A 16,022-nucleotide genomic window follows, 5' to 3' on the forward strand; every position below is an offset into this window, starting at 1 on the left:
ACTGGCCACAGACGGAGGGATCCGTGTCGACCGACACCGAGACGCTGCTGGCCGCCTGGTTGACCATCACGTCCACGCTCTGACCGGCGCCCAGGAAACAGGTGTCTCCGCCGTAGGTGACCGTGACCGTGCCGGTCTGGAGGGTGGTGGTGGTGACGCAGGCGGTGCCGTCGACGGCCAGTGGGACCGTCTCGTTCACTCCGCCGGGGCCGGTGAAGGTGACGGTTCCGGTGGGGGTGCCGGTGCCGGGTGCGACGGCGGTGACGGTGGCGCATACGGTGACCGTCTCGCCGCAGACGGACGGGTTCGGATCGACCGACACCGTCACCGCGCTCGTGGCCGGGTCGACCGTGACGTCCGTCGCGCCGGTGGACGGCAGGAAGCAGCTGTCGCCCGTGTACGAGACGTTGACCGTGCCGGTTTCCAGTGTGGTCGTCGTGACGCAGGCGGTGCCGTCGGTGGCCAGGGGTACGGTTTCGTCGAGTCCGCCGGGGGCGGTGAAGGTGACCGAGCCGGTGGGGGTGCCGCTGCCCGGGGCGACCGCTGTCACCGTCGCGCACACGGTGACCGTCTCGCCGCACACGGACGGGTTCGGGTCGACCACCACCGTCACCGCGCTCGTGGCCGGGTCGACCGTCACGTCCGTCGTACCGGTCCCGCCCGCGTAACACGCGTCGCCACCGTAGGACACGGTGACAGTGCCGGTCTGGAGGACGCTGGTGGTGACGCAGGCGGTGCCGTCGACACCCAGGGGTACGGTTTCGCCGAGCCCGCCGGGACCGCTGAAGGTGACCGAGCCCGAGGGGGCGCCGACGCCTGACGAGACCGGCGACACAGTGACACAGAGCGTTACCGGCTGACCGCATACCGAAGGGTTCGTGTCGGCCGAGACGGCGACCGAGACCGGTGCGAGCTCCACCACGTGCAGCGTCAGGGGGGAGTTCGACGCGTCGAAGTTCTCGTCACCGGTGTAGAAGGCGGCCGACTGGTGGAAGCCGACGTCCAGGTCGCTGAAGGTGACCTGCGCCTGCCCGTTCGCGTCCACCGGAGCGGTCAGCACCGGGCCGTCGTCGCTGACGATGAAGGACACCAGGCCGGTGGGGGCCCCCGCCGCCGGAGGGACGGGGGTGACCTGCGCGGTGAAGGTCACCGGCTCGCCGCAGTGGGAGGGTTCGGGATCGAAGGTCAGCGTGGTGGTGGTCCGCGCGAAGGCCACCTCCTGGGTGTCCGCACCTGTGGACGGGTCGTACTCGGCGTCACCCGAGTAGGTGGCCTCCACCGCGTGGAGCCCGACACCGAGAGCGTCAGTCGTGTACTGGGCCTGGCCGCTCAGGTCGAGCGGAACCGTCGCGAGGGGCACGGCGTCGACGGAGAATTCGACGCTTCCGGTCGGGACGGGACCGCCGGCCAATTCCGGCTGGACGGTGGCGGTGAAGGTGACCGGCTGACCGAAGACTGATGGATCGGGCGCCGATGTCACTGAGGTGGTCGAAGTGGCCATGCTCTGGCTCCTTTCAGATGACGCACGAGAGCAGGTGATCGCCATTTCGCGGCGTGCGGTGTCGGCCGGATCACGGGCACGAAATGTGGACGCACCGATCCGGCGTTCCGGTAATAGCCGTTGGTTCCAGCGGAGTTGGAGGCATCACCCGCCGATAGGAGAAGTAGGCGCTTCCGGGGATGTGTTGGGCTAGAGGAGCGACGCTTGTGTCACACTTCCGGCGCAGCGCACCGGGGGGTACAGGAGGTGTGAAACTCCTGCCGCACGGCGCATGTGTACCGCCCCGTGCCACTGCCCGCGCGGGAGGTGCTTCGCCCGGCAGCACTTTCCGATCACACGGAAATCGCGATGGGTAGAGGAAAGAGCGCTGAACTCGGGCGGTGCACGGTATTTCGTGGTCACTCGAAGACCCGGCGTGCCGCCCCATGCGGCAGCCCGCCGGTACACCAGGCGACTGGTGTACCGGCGGGCTGAGGTGTGGGGTGCGCGGCGATCAGGCGTTTGCGGCGCCCCGTCGGGCTCTACCGGGGGACCGCGGTGATGGAACCGCGGCCACCTGCCCTCTTGTTGGCGGCGTCGGCCTCTCGTCGGGTGGGGAACTCGCGCGTGATGCCGTCGGGGAGGACCAGCCGGTAGACGATCACGGAACGGCCGGTGCGTCCGCAGTTGCAGGGTGCCATGGTCATCCTCCTTCCGTCGCCCGGGTGGGCGGCCGATCAAGGGGTCGGGTCGAATTGGGGGTAAGTGCAAGGGAGTTCGGCCCGCACCCTCTATTCCCGCAAGCTGCCGCAGCGACACTCGCCCCCATTTCTTCGTATGAAATGAAAGACAGGGAATGGTCGGTACGGTCAGCGCCTCGGTCGGCTCAGTCGAGCCAGCTGCTCGCCAGGCCGGTCAGATAGGAAAGGGTCAGAACGGTGGTACCTGCCTGGAACCAGGTCTCCTGGCCCGCCCAGTAGGCGAGTGCGGTGACGGCGCCCGCGACCCAGACGCTGACGCACCATCCGCAACTGACCAGGTATGCCGGCTGGGAGTCGTCGCCGAAACGACCGGCGACCCGGGTGCGGAATCCCGCGGCGAGGGCGTCTTTCGTGATGAATCGCGTGACGCGACATACGGTGCCGAGCGAAAGAAGGAAGACCAGCACACTCATGGCCATCATCGTAAGGTTTCCCCTTGCTGCCTCTCCCGCTTTTCCCGCAATTCGACTGCCCGGATCTCGGCCACCGCGCGGAGCGGGTCGACTCGCCTGGAAGGGAAGGGAGTTGCGGCTGACCTCTGTGGTGCGGCCCGATCACGGCCGGTCGATGTGGGTCCTCGCGGTCAGCGGGCTTCCCTCTCCGTACTCAACCACGATGCACCCCGGAGGCTCCGCGCCGGCGAAGGACCCTCCCGCGCCGGCTCCGCCGGGCGGGTCGGACGCCGTGCTGCGGTGGGGGCCGGCGCCGTGGGTCCGAGTGACGGTTGCCGGCCCCGGCGAGGTCCGCGCGGGTGACCACGCCGACGACGTGATCATGATCCAGGACCAGGAGGGGCCCCGCGGGAGAGAGGGCGGCGCGTTCCAGGACGTCGGTCATCTCCTCGTCGGGGCGGGCCAGTACACACCGCTCCAGCGGTGCGGCGACATCCCTGACACGGGTGGCCGGCCTGCGAGCGTCGGGGACGGCGCGCAGTGCGGCCACCGTGACATAGCCGGTGGGGCGGCCGTCGAGGTCGGTGACGGGGATCACCGGGCGGTCACCGGCCTGCCGCGCGGTCCCTGTGAGGAAGCGGTCGACGCTCTGCCACTCCTGACCTGTGATCGCGGGCCGCATGACCTCGGCCACCCGCAGCCCGCGCAGAGATGCGAACAGCTGGGCGCGCCGGACCTCCGCGGAGGCGACCACCATCACGAACAGTCCGACCATGCTCAGCCACAGACCCGCCCCGGCTCCGTGCAGGAACTCCAACAGGCCGCCCGCCGCCATGGCCGTTCCCGCTACCTGTCCGCAGCGGCCGGATGCCTGTGCCGCCTGCTCGCGATCGCCCCGTACGCGCCAGATCAACGCCTGGAGCACCCGGCCACCGTCCAGGGGTGCCGCCGGCAGCAGGTTGAACGCCGCGAGCACGATGTTCGTCCATCCGCCCCAGGCCAGGACCCCACCCGGAAGCGGCCAGTGCAGGACATCGCGAGCCAGGACCGAGCCGCCCAGGCACAGACCGCCGAGCACCAGGCTGATCACCGGACCCGCGGCCGCCACCAGGCCCTGGCTTCTCGCGGTGGTGGGGGATGCCATCCGGGTCACGCCCCCGAGGGCGAAGACGGTCACGTCCTTCACCGCGATCTTCGATCGTCGTGCGACGAGGGCATGACCGCCCTCGTGAGCGATCAGGCTCGCCGTCAGCAGCAGCGCTCCCACGACCGCCCAGAGCCGGTAGGCGAACGGGGAATGGCCCGGGGCCCAGGCCGGCAGGGCGCTGCCGGCCAGTCCGACACCCAGTACGAGAACCAGCAGCGGCGCGCTCCAGTGCAGCCGCAACGGCACACCCGCAATGTGCCCCAACTCGAGCGAACCGTTCATCACACCCTCCACCCCACCCGGTGGGCCGACCGTTCCGCTCTTCCCATGGTGCGTCCGCCGGCCACCCCTGGCCAGCTCCGGTCGGCCCCCGACGAAGGCTGTTCGTCCGCCGTCCCGGTCCGCGGCCTCAGACGACCCGGCGGTAGAACCACACGCCCAGCGGCGCGAAGACCGCCACGATCCCGGCGTCCCAGACGAGGGCCTGCCACACGTCGCCGGTGGCCGGGCCGCCCAGTACCAGGGTCCGCACGGCCTCGGCGGTCTGCGAGACCGGTTGGTGGTTCGCGAACGCCTGGAGCCAGCCGGGCATGGTCGCCACGGGGACGAACGCCGAGGAGGCGAAGACCAGCGGTGCGAGTACCGGGAAGGCGGCGGCCTGCGCGGTCTCCGGGTCCCCGACCCCCATGCCGACCACCGCGAAGATCCACGACATCGCGAAGCCGAACGCCAGGACGAGCAGCACACCGCCCAGGAACGCCGGCACGCCGGCGTGGATACGGAAGCCGAGGGCGAAGCCGACGGCGGTCATGAGCGTCACCACGAAGACGTTGCGTGCCAGGTCGGCGGTGGTCCGGCCGACCAGCACGGCCGAGCGGGCCATGGGCAGCGAGCGGAAGCGCTCCATCAGCCCGGTCTGCATGTCGGTGGCCAACCCGATCGCCGTGTTCATCGATCCGAAGACGGCGGTCTGCACGAAGATCCCAGGAATCAGGAAGTCCACGTAGGAGACACCGGGCGGCAGCGACGGGCTCACCACTCCGCCGAAGACGTAGCGGAACATCAGTACGAAGACGAGCGGCTGGACGGTGGAGAACACCAGCAGCCGCGGCACCCTGCGCAATGCTATGAGATTGCGCCAGGCGACCGCCGAGCCGTCGCGGACCGTGGCGGCGATCCGGCTGCTCGGCCGCTCTGCAGACAGGGGGCGTCCGGTGGTGGTCGTGGTCATTCCGTCCCCCCTCGGGTGGCGGGGCCTGCGCCGGGACCGGCACGTGTGCGGTGGCCGGTCAGGGCGAGGAAGACGTCGTCGAGACTGGATTCGCGCACGGTGACGTTCCGTGGGACGTGCCCGTCGGCTTCCAGCAGGTTCAGGATGCCGCGCAGCACTGCGAAGGCGTTCCGGCAGGGCAGCCTCAGCCGCGAGCCGTCCATCTCCGTCGTTTCTCCGAGTCGTCCTTCGATGGTGGCGGCTGCCCTCACCGCCCGGCCCCGTTCGCCCATGTCCAGTTCGATCACGGTGTTGCCCAGACGGGCCTTGAGCGCGGCGGGCGTGTCGTCGGCGATGAGGCGTCCCTGGTCCACGACGACGACCCGCTCCGCCAACCGGTCCGCCTCCTCCAGGTACTGGGTGGTCAGGAGGACTGTGGTCCCGTCGCTCACCAGTTCGCGGATCAGCTCCCACAGGGCGTTGCGACTCTGCGGGTCGAGGCCGGACGTCGGCTCGTCGAGGAAGAGGAGTGGTGGCTCTGCGACCAGGGCGGCGGCGACGTCGAGACGGCGCCGCATGCCGCCGGAGTACGTCCGCACCGGTCGGTCGGCGGCCGCAGTGAGGTCGAAGCGGTGCAGCAGGGCGCTCGCCCGGGGCCGGATTCGGGAGCGGGCCAGCCGGCTCAGCCGGCCGATCAACCGCAGGTTCTCCCGCCCGGTCAGGTTGGGGTCCACGGCGGCGTACTGACCGGCCAGTCCGATCAGACGCCGCACCTCGCCGGCCTCCCGCACCACGTCGTGTCCGAGGACCTCGGCGCGCCCGGCGCTCGGATGCAGGATCGTCGTCAGGATCCGCATCACGGTGGTCTTGCCCGCACCGTTGGGGCCCAGCAGCCCGAATACCTCCCCGGGCCGGACCTCGAAGGTCAGCCGGTCGAGGGCCACGAGCGATCCGAAGTGCTTGCTGAGGTCGTCGACGCTGACGGCGGCTCGCTCCATGGGCTGCCTCTCACTCGAGGTGGCCGTCGGCTCCGGCCGGGTCTCGCTGTGGTCCCTTCGTTCCGGCCACGCCTTCCACGTCACCCGGTGGGCCCGGTCAGCCACACGGGACAACACCGGGTGACGCCGGGAGGAGACGCCGGACCGTGAGCCGAAGCGGGTGCGCGGCCACCACGTCAGGGCTTGAGCAGGACCTTGGTCCAGCCGTCCTCCCGGCGGTCGAAACGCTGGTAGGCGTCGGGGGCCTCGGCCAGCGGGAGCCGTTGGGAGACCAGGAAGCTGGGGGTGGCCCGGCCGGCGATGATCATGTCCCGCAGTTGCCGGTTGTAGGCCTTGACGTTGGCCTGACCGGTGCCCATGCGCAGGCCCTTCTCGAAGAACCTGCCGACCTTGAAGAGCAGTTCACCCTTCTGTGCGGACTCGGTGGGACCCCCCGGGTCCGCCGGTACGTACAGTCCGACGACTCCGAGCATCCCGGTCGGCCGGACCGACTCGACCAGGCTGTTGAGCACCAGCGCCGGTTGTTCCTCCCCCTCGGCCGCGGTCGCCTGATAGCCGACGGCGTCGATGCCCTTGTCCGTACCTTCGCCGCCGGTCAGGTCCTTGATCTGTTCGGCCGCGTCACCCTGGCCGAAGTCGATGGGTGTCGCGCCGATGTGTTCGGCCAGCCGCAGCCGATCCGGTTGTCTGTCGACGACGAAGACCTTGGAGGCTCCACGGAGGAGCGAGGAGTAGGCCGCCATGAGCCCGACCGGTCCGGCGCCGAAGACGCAGACCGACTCGCCCGGCGAGACCTGCGCCAGTTCGGTGGCGTGGAAGCCGGTGGGGAAGATGTCGGCCAGCAGCGCGAAGTCGTCCTCGTGCTCCTCGCCCTGCGGCAGTTGGAGGCAGTTGAAGTCGGCGAACGGCACCCGCAGGTACTCCGCCTGGCCGCCGCGGTAGGGGCCCATGGACACATAGCCGTACGCGCCGCCGGCGAAGGGGGCGTTGACGGTCAGACAGAAGCCGGTGTATCCGGCCAGGCAGTTCCTGCAGAAACCGCAGGCGACGTTGAACGGCAGGACGACCCGGTCGCCCTTGCGTACCCGGGCCACTCCGGAGCCTGTCTCCTGGACGATCCCCATGTTCTCGTGGCCGAACACGATACCGGGCTCCGCACCGGTACGCCCCTCGTACATATGCAGGTCGGAACCGCAGATGGCTGCCGTGGTGACTTTGATGACCACATCGGTGGGCGCTTCGATCCGGGGGTCCTCGACGTCCTCCACGGTCACGCTGAAGGGTTCCTTGTACACGACCGCTTTCACTGTGCCTCCTCGGGTGGCGTACGGGTCCCCGCAGCACGAAGACCCTCACGGAAGCGGCAATATGCACCATATTACAGGCAATTGGTGGTATATGTACTCCTGGGTGTCATCCGCCCGCAGCGGTCGAGTCGGGGGGCGGCCGACCCTTGACTCGACCGCTGCGGGCGGCGGGGGGAATCCGGTGCGCGTCGGCGTGGGATGCGTGAGAGACCCGGCAGTGAGGGGCCCGTCGGGGCGGTCACGGGCAGGCGGGGGTCGGGGAGGTGCGTCAGGTCTCCGGCCGGAGGAGGCCGCGTTCGTACGCCTTCCTCAGGTGCTGAGGCACCAGGGAGGTGGTCCCGTCGACGGTGACGGGGGCGAGCGCCGGGAGGCTCGCCTTCCACCGGGCGCGGCGGTGGCGGGTGTTGCTCCGGGACATCTTGCGCTTGGGGACGGCCATGAGGTCCTTCTCGGTCGGAGGGGGGAATCCGGTGACGGGCGTGGAGGTCAGCGGCTGGAGTAGGGGAGCAGGCCCATCTCGCGGGCGTTCTTCACGGCCGTCGCGATCCGGCGCTGCTGCTGCCGGCTGACGCGGGTGACGCGGCGACTGCGTATCTTGCCGCGGTCGGAGAGGAACTTCCGCAGCAGGTCGGTGTCCTTGTAGTCGATGTGCGTGATGCCGGCCGCGTCGAGCGGGTTCGGCCGGTTCGCGCGCGCGGGCGCGGCATGGGTGGGCCGGGGCATGTCGGCTCCTGGTCGGTGTGAGGGGGGTGGATCAGATGACGGGGTCGAGGAGCTGGTCGAAACCGGTGGGCCGGGAGGCGGCGGGTCCGGAGGCGAGTTCGTCATCGGTGAGCAGGCAGGAGTCGAGCAGTGCGAGCAGCCCCGCCCGGTCGAGGTCCGGGGAGACGAAGACGAGGTGCTGGCAGCGGTCGCCGTGCTCGGGGTGCCAGTCCACGGCTGCGGCGGTGCGGCGCTCGGCGGGCATCAGCTCCCATGCGGCGTCAGGGAGCGCGGCCATCCACGGCCCGGCGCTCTCCACGCACAGGGCGCCTCCGGCGGCGTTCCATGCCAGCAGGCTGTCCGGCCGGTCCGCCAGCCAGAACCTGCCCCGGCTGCGGGCTGCCGCGCAGCACAGATCCTCCAGTGCCTCGTAGAGGCGACCGGCGTGCAACGGGCGGCGGCGGCGCCAGACGAGCGTGCTGATTCCCTCCTCGTCACAGTCGTGAGGGAGACGGGCACACGCCGGATGCTGTGCGGCCGCCGCAGCGTCCACGTCGAAGCCGGCGACCGCTGTGACCCCCAGCCGGCCGGATGCGACGCCGACCTGCTGGGCGCTGGGGTGCAACTGTCGCAGAAGCGCCAGGTCGTCCGGTCCGGTGGCGACGCTGTCGGCGACGGCGAGGACCGGAGCGTACTCCAGCTGCCGCGCGAAGGTGTCACCGACGGTGCGCTGGTCCGTGGCGGCCGCGGCCAGTCCGGCCTCCGCGAGGTCGTCGCCGTCGGACAGGCACGCCAGGACGAGGGCGGGATCCACGGCGGTCACCACGTTGGTCAACCGGAAGGCGTCCCCGCCGTGGGCGGCGACGACCTCGGCCATGCTGCGGGGTTCCACGGAATCCCACAACTCCACGACGGCCAGGCGGGTGAGGCGGCCGCGGGCCAGCCGCTCCAGTTCGGGCACGAGGTCCTCGCGCAGCGCACAGCAGGCGCAGTCGTTGACCAGAGGCGTCTCGCCGTAACCGGTCTCGCCCGTGGAGTCGCGGAGGCTCCGCCGCACGGTGCCCGCCGGAGCGGTGGACAGATCGTGATGCACCGCGACGCTGCCGGAGACCTCGCGCAACAACCGTTCGACCGTGGCACGGCGGGCTTCGGAGTGGAGTCCGGCGACGATCACCACGGGCATCGGCTCGTCGAAAGTCATCGGCGGCCCTCGCCCCGTCCGTAGCGACGCTCGAAGCGCTCGACGCGGCCGGCGGTGTCCATCACGCGGGCGGTACCGGTGTAGAAGGGGTGGCTGGCCGACGAGATCTCGACGTCGACCACCGGGTAGGTGTGTCCGTCCTCCCAGTCGACGGTCTTGTCGCTGGTCATCGTGGACCGGGTGAGGATGGCGAAATCACCGGCCTTGTCGCGGAAGACGACCGGGCGGTAGGTGGGGTGGATTCCAGGCTTCATGGGTGGGTCTCTCGATCGGGTGCAGGTGTTCGGGCGGGGCCGATGCGGTCAGCGTTCCTCGCGGAACTCGACGTGGCGTCGGGCGACGGGGTCGAACTTGCGCAGGACCAGGCGGTCGGGGTGGGTGCGGCGGTTCTTGCGGGTCACATACGTGTAGCCGGTTCCGGCGGTGGAGCGGAGCTTGATGATCGGGCGTACCTCGTTGCGGGCCATGGCGGGTAGCATACGACAATGATTTCCATTTTCGATAACTCGGTGGAGAGAAAGGCAGGATCCTCATGTCCGCGCACTGCCAGCTGACCGGCGCACGGCCGGCCTTCGGCAAGAAGATCTCCCACTCGCACCGGCGTACGTCACGCCGGTTCGACCCCAACATCCAGAACAAGCGCTACTGGCTGCCCGGTGAGGGGCGGCACGTCCGCCTGCGGCTGAGCGCCCGGGCCGTGAGGACCGTGGACGCCATCGGCATCGAGGCCGCCGTCGCCCGGATCCGGGCCCGCGGGGAGCGTGTCTGATGGCGAAGAAGAGCAAGATCGCGAAGAACGACCGGAGGAAGCGGATCGTGGCGCGTCACGCCCGACGGCGCGCCGAACTCAAGGCCGTCCTGGCGTCTCCGCGCACGACGGCCGAGGCGAAGGCCGCCGCCCGTGCGGAACTCCGGCGCCAGCCCCGGGACGCGAGCGCGACCCGGGTGCGGAACCGTGACAGCGTCGACGGCCGCCCCCGGGGCCACCTGCGCAGGTTCGGCCTCTCCCGGCTGAACGTACGGGCCCAGGCCCATGCCGGTCACCTGCCGGGGGTGACGAAGTCCTCATGGTGAATGACCCGGGGTGTGGGGGCGGCACCTTTGTGGTGCCCCCACACCGTGGTGTGCCGCCACCGCACAGGTCGGGGCGGGGTTCCGGTCGCCGTGGGCCTACTCCGCCGGGGTCCCCGTGCGGGCGGCGAGGAAGTCCGCGCTCGCCGACAGCGTGGTGAGCTCCGGTGAGTCCTCGTCGTCGATGCGGATACCGGCGCGGTCGCCGAGCGTCTCGACGAAGCTCAGGAAGTCCAGTGAGTCCATGTCGAGTGCCTCGCGGAACAGGTCGTCGGGCCCGAGCCCGGTGAGGTCGGCGTCGGGGACGGTGGAGGCGAGTGATTCCTCGACGACCTCGAGTGCTTCGGCGCGGTTCATGACTCCTCCGGTTTCTGCAAGAGGCGCTCGACCGCCGTCAGGTAGCGGGCTCCGACCGCACCGTCCGTCGCTCGGTGGTCCGCCGACAGGGTGGCCGTGACGACGGGCCGGACCCCGAGCAGGCCGTCGACGGCCCACGGCCGGTCGCTGATCCGCCCGAAGCCGACCAGGGCCACCTGCGGAGGGTGGATCAGGCCGAAGACGGTTTCCACACCCTGATCGCCGAGGTTGGTGACCGTGAGGGTGGATCCGGAGACCTCGGACCCGCGCAGCCTGCCCGTGCGGGCACGGGAGACGACGTCCTTCAGGGCGGTCATCAGCTGAGGCAGTGCGAGAGTGTCGGCGTCGTGGAGAACGGGAGCGACGAGCCCGCCGCCGCGCAGGGACACCGCGACCCCGAGGTGGACGCCGTCGCCGGCCGTGAAGTGGTCGTCGGTCCAGAAGCCGTTGAGCTCGGGGACCTCCCGGGCGGCGCGGGCCGCAGCCTTGAGCAGCAGGGCCGCGGGGAGCAGCCGCTCGGCCACGGCACTGCGCCGGTTGTGCTCGTGCAGCCAGCTCATCGCGGCGGCCATGTCGATGGTGGTGGACAGATAGTAGTGCGGGATGTCCCGGTTGGCGCGGGTCATCAGTCCGGCGATCGCCTGGCGCATCGAGGCCCCCCGCTCCTCGGCCGGACGCACCGGTGGGGCGCTGCGGCGCGGGCGCGGCGCCGCGGTTGCCGTTCCCCGGGCCGCCTTGCGCACATCGGCGGCGCGGACCGCGCCGTCCCTGCCCGTTCCCGTCACCGTGGCCGGATCGACGTCCAGTTCGGCGGCGAGCCGTCGGGCGAGCGGGGTGCTCCGTACGCGCGACGGCTGCGCGACGGCTCCGGCGGCTGCGGTCGCCTCTTCGACATCGCTTCGGGTGACGCGGCCTCCGGGCCCGGATCCTCGGAGGTTCTCCAGGTCCACGCCGCTGCGTTCCGCGAGGTGCCGGAGCAGGGGGCCCGTCCCGGTGGGCCCATGCACGGGGGCGTCTGGGGGCACGGGCACCGGAACCCGCTGGGGTTCGGGTGGGGCGGACGTCGGGGGCGGCGGCCGGAGCGGTCGTCCGGTTTCGTCCCCCTCGGTCCCACGAGGCTTCTCCGGTTCCTCCGGTCGTTCCCCGGTCGGCTCGATCAGCGCCAGCGGCGTGCCGACCGGCACCGTCGTACCCGGTTCGACGAGCAGTTCGCCCATCGTCCCGGTCTCGAAGCACTCCACCTCGATGGTGGACTTCGCGGTCTCGACGACCGCGACCGGATCGCCTTTGCGGACCGGCTCACCGGGCCGGACCAGCCATTCCTGGAGTGTGCCCTCGTCCATGTCGGCGCCCAGGGACGGCATGGTGAACTCGGCCATAGGTCATCCCACCGTCCGGTGTGCGGCCGCCACGATGTCGGCGGTCTGGGGCAGGGCCGCCTCCTCGAGCCTCCGGGCGTACGGAATGGGGACCTCCGCGCTGCACACCCGCTCGACGGGGGCGTCCAGTTCGTAGAACGCCTCCTCGGCGATGCGGGCGGAGATCTCGGCGGCGAGGCTGCCGGTGCGCCATGCCTCGTCGATGACCACCGCGCGGTGGGTACGGGCCACCGAGGCGGTGACGGCCGCGTCGTCGAGGGGGCGGAGCGTTCGCAGGTCGATCACTTCGGCGTCGATGCCCTCGGTGGCCAGTTCGTCCGCCGCGGCGAGGGCCTTGGGAAGTGAACCGCCGTAGGTGATCAGGGAGATGTCGGTGCCGGGCCTGCGGGTCACGGCGTGGTCCAGGTCCACGGGAGCGGTGGACGGGGCGATCTCGCCGGAGGCGTTGTAGAGGGTCACGTGCTCGAAGATCAGTACCGGGTCCGGGTCGGCCAGCGCCGGGGCCAGCATGTGGCGGGCGTCCTCGACGGTGGCCGGAGCCAGCACACGGAGGCCGGGGATGTGCGCGTACCAGCCTTCCAGACTGTGCGAGTGCTGGGCCCCGAGCTGCCGTCCCGCGCCCGTCGTCATGCGGATCACCAGTGGTACGGGCAGCTGACCGCCCGACATGTGCAGCAGCGTGGCGGCGTTGTTGAGGATCTGGTCGAGCGCGAGCAGGCTGAAGTTCACCGTCATGACCTCGACGACGGGCCGCATCCCGGCGAGAGCCGCACCGATACCGGCGCCCACGAACCCGGACTCCGACAGCGGGGTGTCCCGGACCCGTGCCGGCCCGAACTCCTCCAGCAGGCCGAGGCTGACGCCGAAGCATCCGCCGTACCTGCCCACGTCCTCCCCCATGAGGAAGACGCGGTCGTCGGAGCGCAGAGCTTCCCGCAGAGCCTCCCGCATCGCCTGCCGGTAGGTCGTCCCCCGCTCCTCCGGCCGGCCGTCGCCCGCCATGTCACCTCACCTCCGCCGAGGAGATCGAGGCACTGGTGACGTGACGGAGCAGGTTCTCGACCGGCTCCTCCGGCGCCTCTGCCGCCGCGTCGACGGCGCGGTCGATCTCGTCGGTGACCTGGCGCTCGATCCGGGCCAGCTCCGCATCCTCCAGCTCGCCGTTCTCGCGCATGCGCTCCGTGAGCCGGCCGATCGGGTCCCGGCCCTTCCACTGCTCGACCTCCGTCCTGTCCCGGTAGCGGTCCGGGTCGTACATGGAGTGGGCGCGGAAGCGGTAGGTGCGCAGCTCCAGGAAGTGCGGTCCCGCACCCGCCCGTACGGCTTCGGTGGCCCGACGGGCCGCGTCCTCGACGGCTTCGACGTCCATGCCGTCCACGGCCCAGGCCACCATCCCGTAGGACGCGGCGCGCATGGCCAGGTCGGTCTGCGCCTCGTGCCGTTCGATGCCCGTACCCATGGCGTAGAGGTTGTTCTCGCACACGAGCAGGAGGGGCAGATTCCACAGGGCCGCGAGGTTCGCGGTCTCGTGGAACTCGCCCTCGGCGAAGGCTCCGTCGCCGAAGAAGCAGCAGGTGACGTGCTCCTGCCCGCGCATGCGGTCGGCGAGGGCGAGCCCCGCGGCCAGCGGGAGACCGCCGGCGACGATCGCGTTGCCCCCGTAGAAGCGGCGGCTCGCGTCGAACAGGTGCATCGACCCGCCACGGCCCCCGCTGCAGCCGGTCGTCCTGCCGTGCATCTCGGCCATGACAGCCTCGGCCGGGATGCCGCGGGCCAGCGCGTGGCCGTGCTCCCGGTAGGTGGAGACGACGGCGTCTTCCGGTCCCAGCGCCTCGTTGACGCCCACGGCGACGGCCTCCTCACCGATGTACAGGTGGACGAAGCCGCGGATCTTCGCGGCGCTGTACAGCTCCACGCACCGTTCCTCGAAGCGCCGGATGCGCAGCATCGCCGTCAGCAGGCCCGTCCTGCGCGCTCCGCGCCCGGTGTCCGGCCGGTCGGCGGGACGCCGGGTCTTCGCGCCGCGCTTCCTCGTCGCGGCCTTCTTCGCGGATGTCCCGGTGGTGGCCGCACTACGGGTACCGGGAGCGCGGGCTGTGCTCATGCGGATCCCTCCAAGGTGGACACGTCGCCCTCGGGCAGCCCGAGTTCGCGGGCGCGCAGCAGCCGGCGCATGACCTTGCCACTACGGGTCTTGGGCAGGTTCTGGTCGAACGCGATCTCCCGGGGCGCGACGGCCGGGCCCAGTCTGCGGCGGGAGAAGGCCAGCAGCTCCCGTTCCAGCTCCGGGGTCGGCCCGACGCCGGGGCGCAGCGACACGAAGGCCTTGACGATGTTCCCGGCGACGGGGTCCGGCCGGCCGATCACTCCGGCCTCCGCCACCGCCGAGTGCTCCATCAGCGCGCTCTCCACCTCGAACGGGCCGATCAGGTGCCCGGCGGACTTGATGACGTCGTCGGCGCGGCCCACGAACCAGTACCAGCCGTCCGCGTCCCGCCGCACCAGGTCGCCGGTCAGATACCAGCCGTCGGCGAAGGCGGCCTCGTACCGTTCCCTGTCGTGCAGGTAGCCGCGGAACATCGACGGCCAGCCCGGCCGCAGAGCCAACTCGCCTTCCTCGTCCGGGCTCTCCACCTCCGTGACGTGGCCGTCGGTGACCCGTGCCCGGCCGTCCTCGCCTCGCCGCAGCACCACCGCCTCGACACCGGGCAGCGGGCGGCCCATCGAACCGGGCCGGATGGCGCAGGCCGGGAAGTTCGCGATCATGATGCTTCCGGTCTCCGTCTGCCACCAGTTGTCGTGCACCGGCAGACCCAGCACGTCCTCGCCCCACAGGACCGCCTCGGGGTTGAGGGGCTCGCCCACGGAGGCGATGAAGCGCAGGGCGGACAGGTCGTACGCACGCGGCAGGTCGTACGGGCCCTCGCGGGGGGTGGCGCGCATCAGCATCCGCAGGGCCGTGGGCGCGGTGTACCAGACACCGACCCGTTGCTCGCCGAGGATCCGGTACCAGCGCCGGGCGTCGTAGTCGCCTTCGTCGACGACCACGGTCACGCCGTGGGCGAGCGGGGCGATGACGCCGTACGACATGCCGGTGACCCAGCCGGGATCGGCGGTGCACCAGTACGTGTCCTCGGGATGCAGGTCGAGCGCGTACGCAGCCGTGGCGTGGTGGGCGACCACCGCCTCGTGGACGTGGACCGCGCCTTTGGGGGTGCCGGTGGTGCCGCTGGTGAAGTGCAGCAGTGCCATGTCCTCGGGCGAGGTCGGCGGGACGGCGAAGGTGTCCGCGGCGGCGGACATCAGCGCGTCGAAGGAGACCGTGCCGGGCAGCTCCCCGGCACCCGGGCCGACGATGACCACGTGTTCCAGCCCGGGCAGCGACGGCCTGCGGGCGGCCACCTTCCGCCGGTACAGGGCCGCGGTGGTGACCAGGACGCGGGCGTCGCCCAGGCGCAGCCGCTGCTCGACCGGGTCGGGCCCGAACGCGGAGAACAGCGGGCACAGCACGCCGGTGTTCTTCAGCGTGCCCAGCACCGCGGTGTAGAGCTCGGGGCAGCGCCCGAGCAGGGTGAAGACCCGGTCGCCACGGCCGACGCCGAGCGCGCCCAGGACGTTGGCGAAGCGGGCCGTCCGGCGTGCCAGCTCGGCGTAGGTGACCGTCGAGACGGTGTTGTCGCGGGCGACGCACCGGAGCGCGACCCTGTCGCCGTGGTCCGAGAACGCGTGCCGGTCGACGGCCTCGTACGCCATGTTCAGCCCGCCACCCGGCAGACCGGCCAGCGCGGAGCGCGCCTGCGACCAGGTGAAGTCGGCACGCGCCCGGTCGTAGTCCACGAGGTTCGGCGCGACCTGGTGTGCGGCCTCTTCACGCATGGTCTCCCGGGCCATGGGCGCTCCTCCCGACACCTTCCGCTGGGAGCCGCCGGGTTACGGCTCCTCAGGCGCCGCGGCCGGCTCGGTCCCGCCCGGCTCGGCCGCACCGTCGCCTCACCTCCATGGCACTCCTCGCCTCCG

The 16,022-nt window shown here is 71.1% G+C and carries 19 protein-coding genes; 2 read left to right on the plus strand and 17 right to left on the minus strand.

Annotation, left to right across the window (positions count from 1 at the left end; genetic code table 11):
• The 12 genes from BA175_RS00815 to rpmG form a co-directional block, all read right to left on the minus strand.
• Positions 1–1,501: Ig-like domain-containing protein (locus tag BA175_RS00815; protein ID WP_217493205.1), on the minus strand; the 1,501-nt coding region annotated here is incomplete at its 3' end.
• Between the two features lie 521 nt (positions 1,502–2,022).
• On the minus strand, positions 2,023–2,181 hold the full coding sequence (locus BA175_RS30980) for a DUF7196 family protein (RefSeq protein ID WP_175420726.1): 159 nt from the start codon (positions 2,179–2,181) through the stop codon (positions 2,023–2,025).
• 185 nt (positions 2,182–2,366) lie between these two features.
• Complete coding sequence (locus BA175_RS00820; RefSeq protein WP_069170267.1) at positions 2,367–2,654, minus strand: hypothetical protein; 288 nt, start codon at positions 2,652–2,654, stop codon at positions 2,367–2,369.
• Positions 2,655–2,847: 193 nt separating this feature from the next.
• Entirely contained in the window at positions 2,848–4,062 is a 1,215-nt protein-coding gene (locus BA175_RS00825) for a site-2 protease family protein (RefSeq protein ID WP_069169225.1), read from the minus strand.
• 127 nt (positions 4,063–4,189) lie between these two features.
• The gene (locus BA175_RS00830) at positions 4,190–5,011 is read right to left on the minus strand and encodes an ABC transporter permease (protein ID WP_069169226.1); all 822 of its coding nucleotides are present in this window, start codon (positions 5,009–5,011) and stop codon (positions 4,190–4,192) included.
• The gene (locus tag BA175_RS00835) at positions 5,008–5,988 is read right to left on the minus strand and encodes an ATP-binding cassette domain-containing protein (protein WP_069169227.1); all 981 of its coding nucleotides are present in this window, start codon (positions 5,986–5,988) and stop codon (positions 5,008–5,010) included. The genes BA175_RS00830 and BA175_RS00835 overlap by 4 nt, the downstream gene beginning before the upstream one ends.
• 176 nt (positions 5,989–6,164) lie before the next feature.
• Positions 6,165–7,295 carry a glutathione-independent formaldehyde dehydrogenase gene (locus tag BA175_RS00840; RefSeq protein WP_069169228.1) on the minus strand — a complete coding sequence of 377 codons (1,131 nt, stop codon included), beginning with the start codon at positions 7,293–7,295 and terminating at the stop codon, positions 6,165–6,167.
• A gap of 268 nt (positions 7,296–7,563) precedes the next feature.
• Entirely contained in the window at positions 7,564–7,734 is a 171-nt protein-coding gene (gene rpmF / locus BA175_RS00845; protein ID WP_069169229.1) for a 50S ribosomal protein L32, read from the minus strand.
• A 47-nt stretch (positions 7,735–7,781) separates the two neighbouring features.
• Positions 7,782–8,018 carry a 30S ribosomal protein S18 gene (gene rpsR, locus BA175_RS00850; RefSeq protein WP_069169230.1) on the minus strand — a complete coding sequence of 79 codons (237 nt, stop codon included), beginning with the start codon at positions 8,016–8,018 and terminating at the stop codon, positions 7,782–7,784.
• 31 nt (positions 8,019–8,049) lie between these two features.
• Entirely contained in the window at positions 8,050–9,198 is a 1,149-nt protein-coding gene (locus BA175_RS00855) for a GTP-binding protein (protein WP_069169231.1), read from the minus strand.
• On the minus strand, positions 9,195–9,452 hold the full coding sequence (locus tag BA175_RS00860) for a type B 50S ribosomal protein L31 (protein WP_069169232.1): 258 nt from the start codon (positions 9,450–9,452) through the stop codon (positions 9,195–9,197). The genes BA175_RS00855 and BA175_RS00860 overlap by 4 nt, the downstream gene beginning before the upstream one ends.
• Before the next feature lie 48 nt (positions 9,453–9,500).
• Complete coding sequence (gene rpmG / locus BA175_RS00865; protein ID WP_069169233.1) at positions 9,501–9,665, minus strand: 50S ribosomal protein L33; 165 nt, start codon at positions 9,663–9,665, stop codon at positions 9,501–9,503.
• Between the two features lie 65 nt (positions 9,666–9,730).
• Between rpmG and rpmB the strand changes: the two genes are divergently transcribed.
• Positions 9,731–9,967 carry a 50S ribosomal protein L28 gene (gene rpmB, locus BA175_RS00870; protein WP_069169234.1) on the plus strand — a complete coding sequence of 79 codons (237 nt, stop codon included), beginning with the start codon at positions 9,731–9,733 and terminating at the stop codon, positions 9,965–9,967.
• Positions 9,967–10,272 (plus strand): 30S ribosomal protein S14, encoded by a 306-nt coding sequence (rpsN, locus tag BA175_RS00875; protein WP_069169235.1) that lies wholly within the window; start codon positions 9,967–9,969, stop codon positions 10,270–10,272. The genes rpmB and rpsN overlap by 1 nt, the downstream gene beginning before the upstream one ends.
• A 96-nt stretch (positions 10,273–10,368) precedes the next feature.
• Here rpsN and BA175_RS00880 read toward each other — a convergent pair whose 3' ends face one another.
• From BA175_RS00880 to acsA, 5 genes are read right to left on the minus strand one after another with little or no spacing between them, the layout of a single operon-like run.
• Positions 10,369–10,626, minus strand: a complete 258-nt coding sequence (locus BA175_RS00880) for an acyl carrier protein (protein WP_069169236.1) — start codon at positions 10,624–10,626, stop codon at positions 10,369–10,371.
• Positions 10,623–12,005 (minus strand): 2-oxo acid dehydrogenase subunit E2, encoded by a 1,383-nt coding sequence (locus tag BA175_RS00885; protein ID WP_069169237.1) that lies wholly within the window; start codon positions 12,003–12,005, stop codon positions 10,623–10,625. The genes BA175_RS00880 and BA175_RS00885 overlap by 4 nt, the downstream gene beginning before the upstream one ends.
• Positions 12,006–12,008: 3 nt before the next feature.
• On the minus strand, positions 12,009–13,007 hold the full coding sequence (locus BA175_RS00890) for an alpha-ketoacid dehydrogenase subunit beta (RefSeq protein ID WP_069169238.1): 999 nt from the start codon (positions 13,005–13,007) through the stop codon (positions 12,009–12,011).
• Between the two features lies 1 nt (position 13,008).
• Positions 13,009–14,109 carry a pyruvate dehydrogenase (acetyl-transferring) E1 component subunit alpha gene (gene pdhA / locus BA175_RS00895; protein WP_079159323.1) on the minus strand — a complete coding sequence of 367 codons (1,101 nt, stop codon included), beginning with the start codon at positions 14,107–14,109 and terminating at the stop codon, positions 13,009–13,011.
• Positions 14,106–15,896, minus strand: a complete 1,791-nt coding sequence (acsA, locus tag BA175_RS00900) for an acetate--CoA ligase (RefSeq protein WP_069169239.1) — start codon at positions 15,894–15,896, stop codon at positions 14,106–14,108. The genes pdhA and acsA overlap by 4 nt, the downstream gene beginning before the upstream one ends.
• Positions 15,897–16,022 lie beyond the last annotated feature (126 nt).

The sequence above is a fragment of the Streptomyces griseus genome (genome assembly GCF_001715295.1).
GTDB classification, from domain to species: domain Bacteria; phylum Actinomycetota; class Actinomycetes; order Streptomycetales; family Streptomycetaceae; genus Streptomyces; species Streptomyces griseus_G.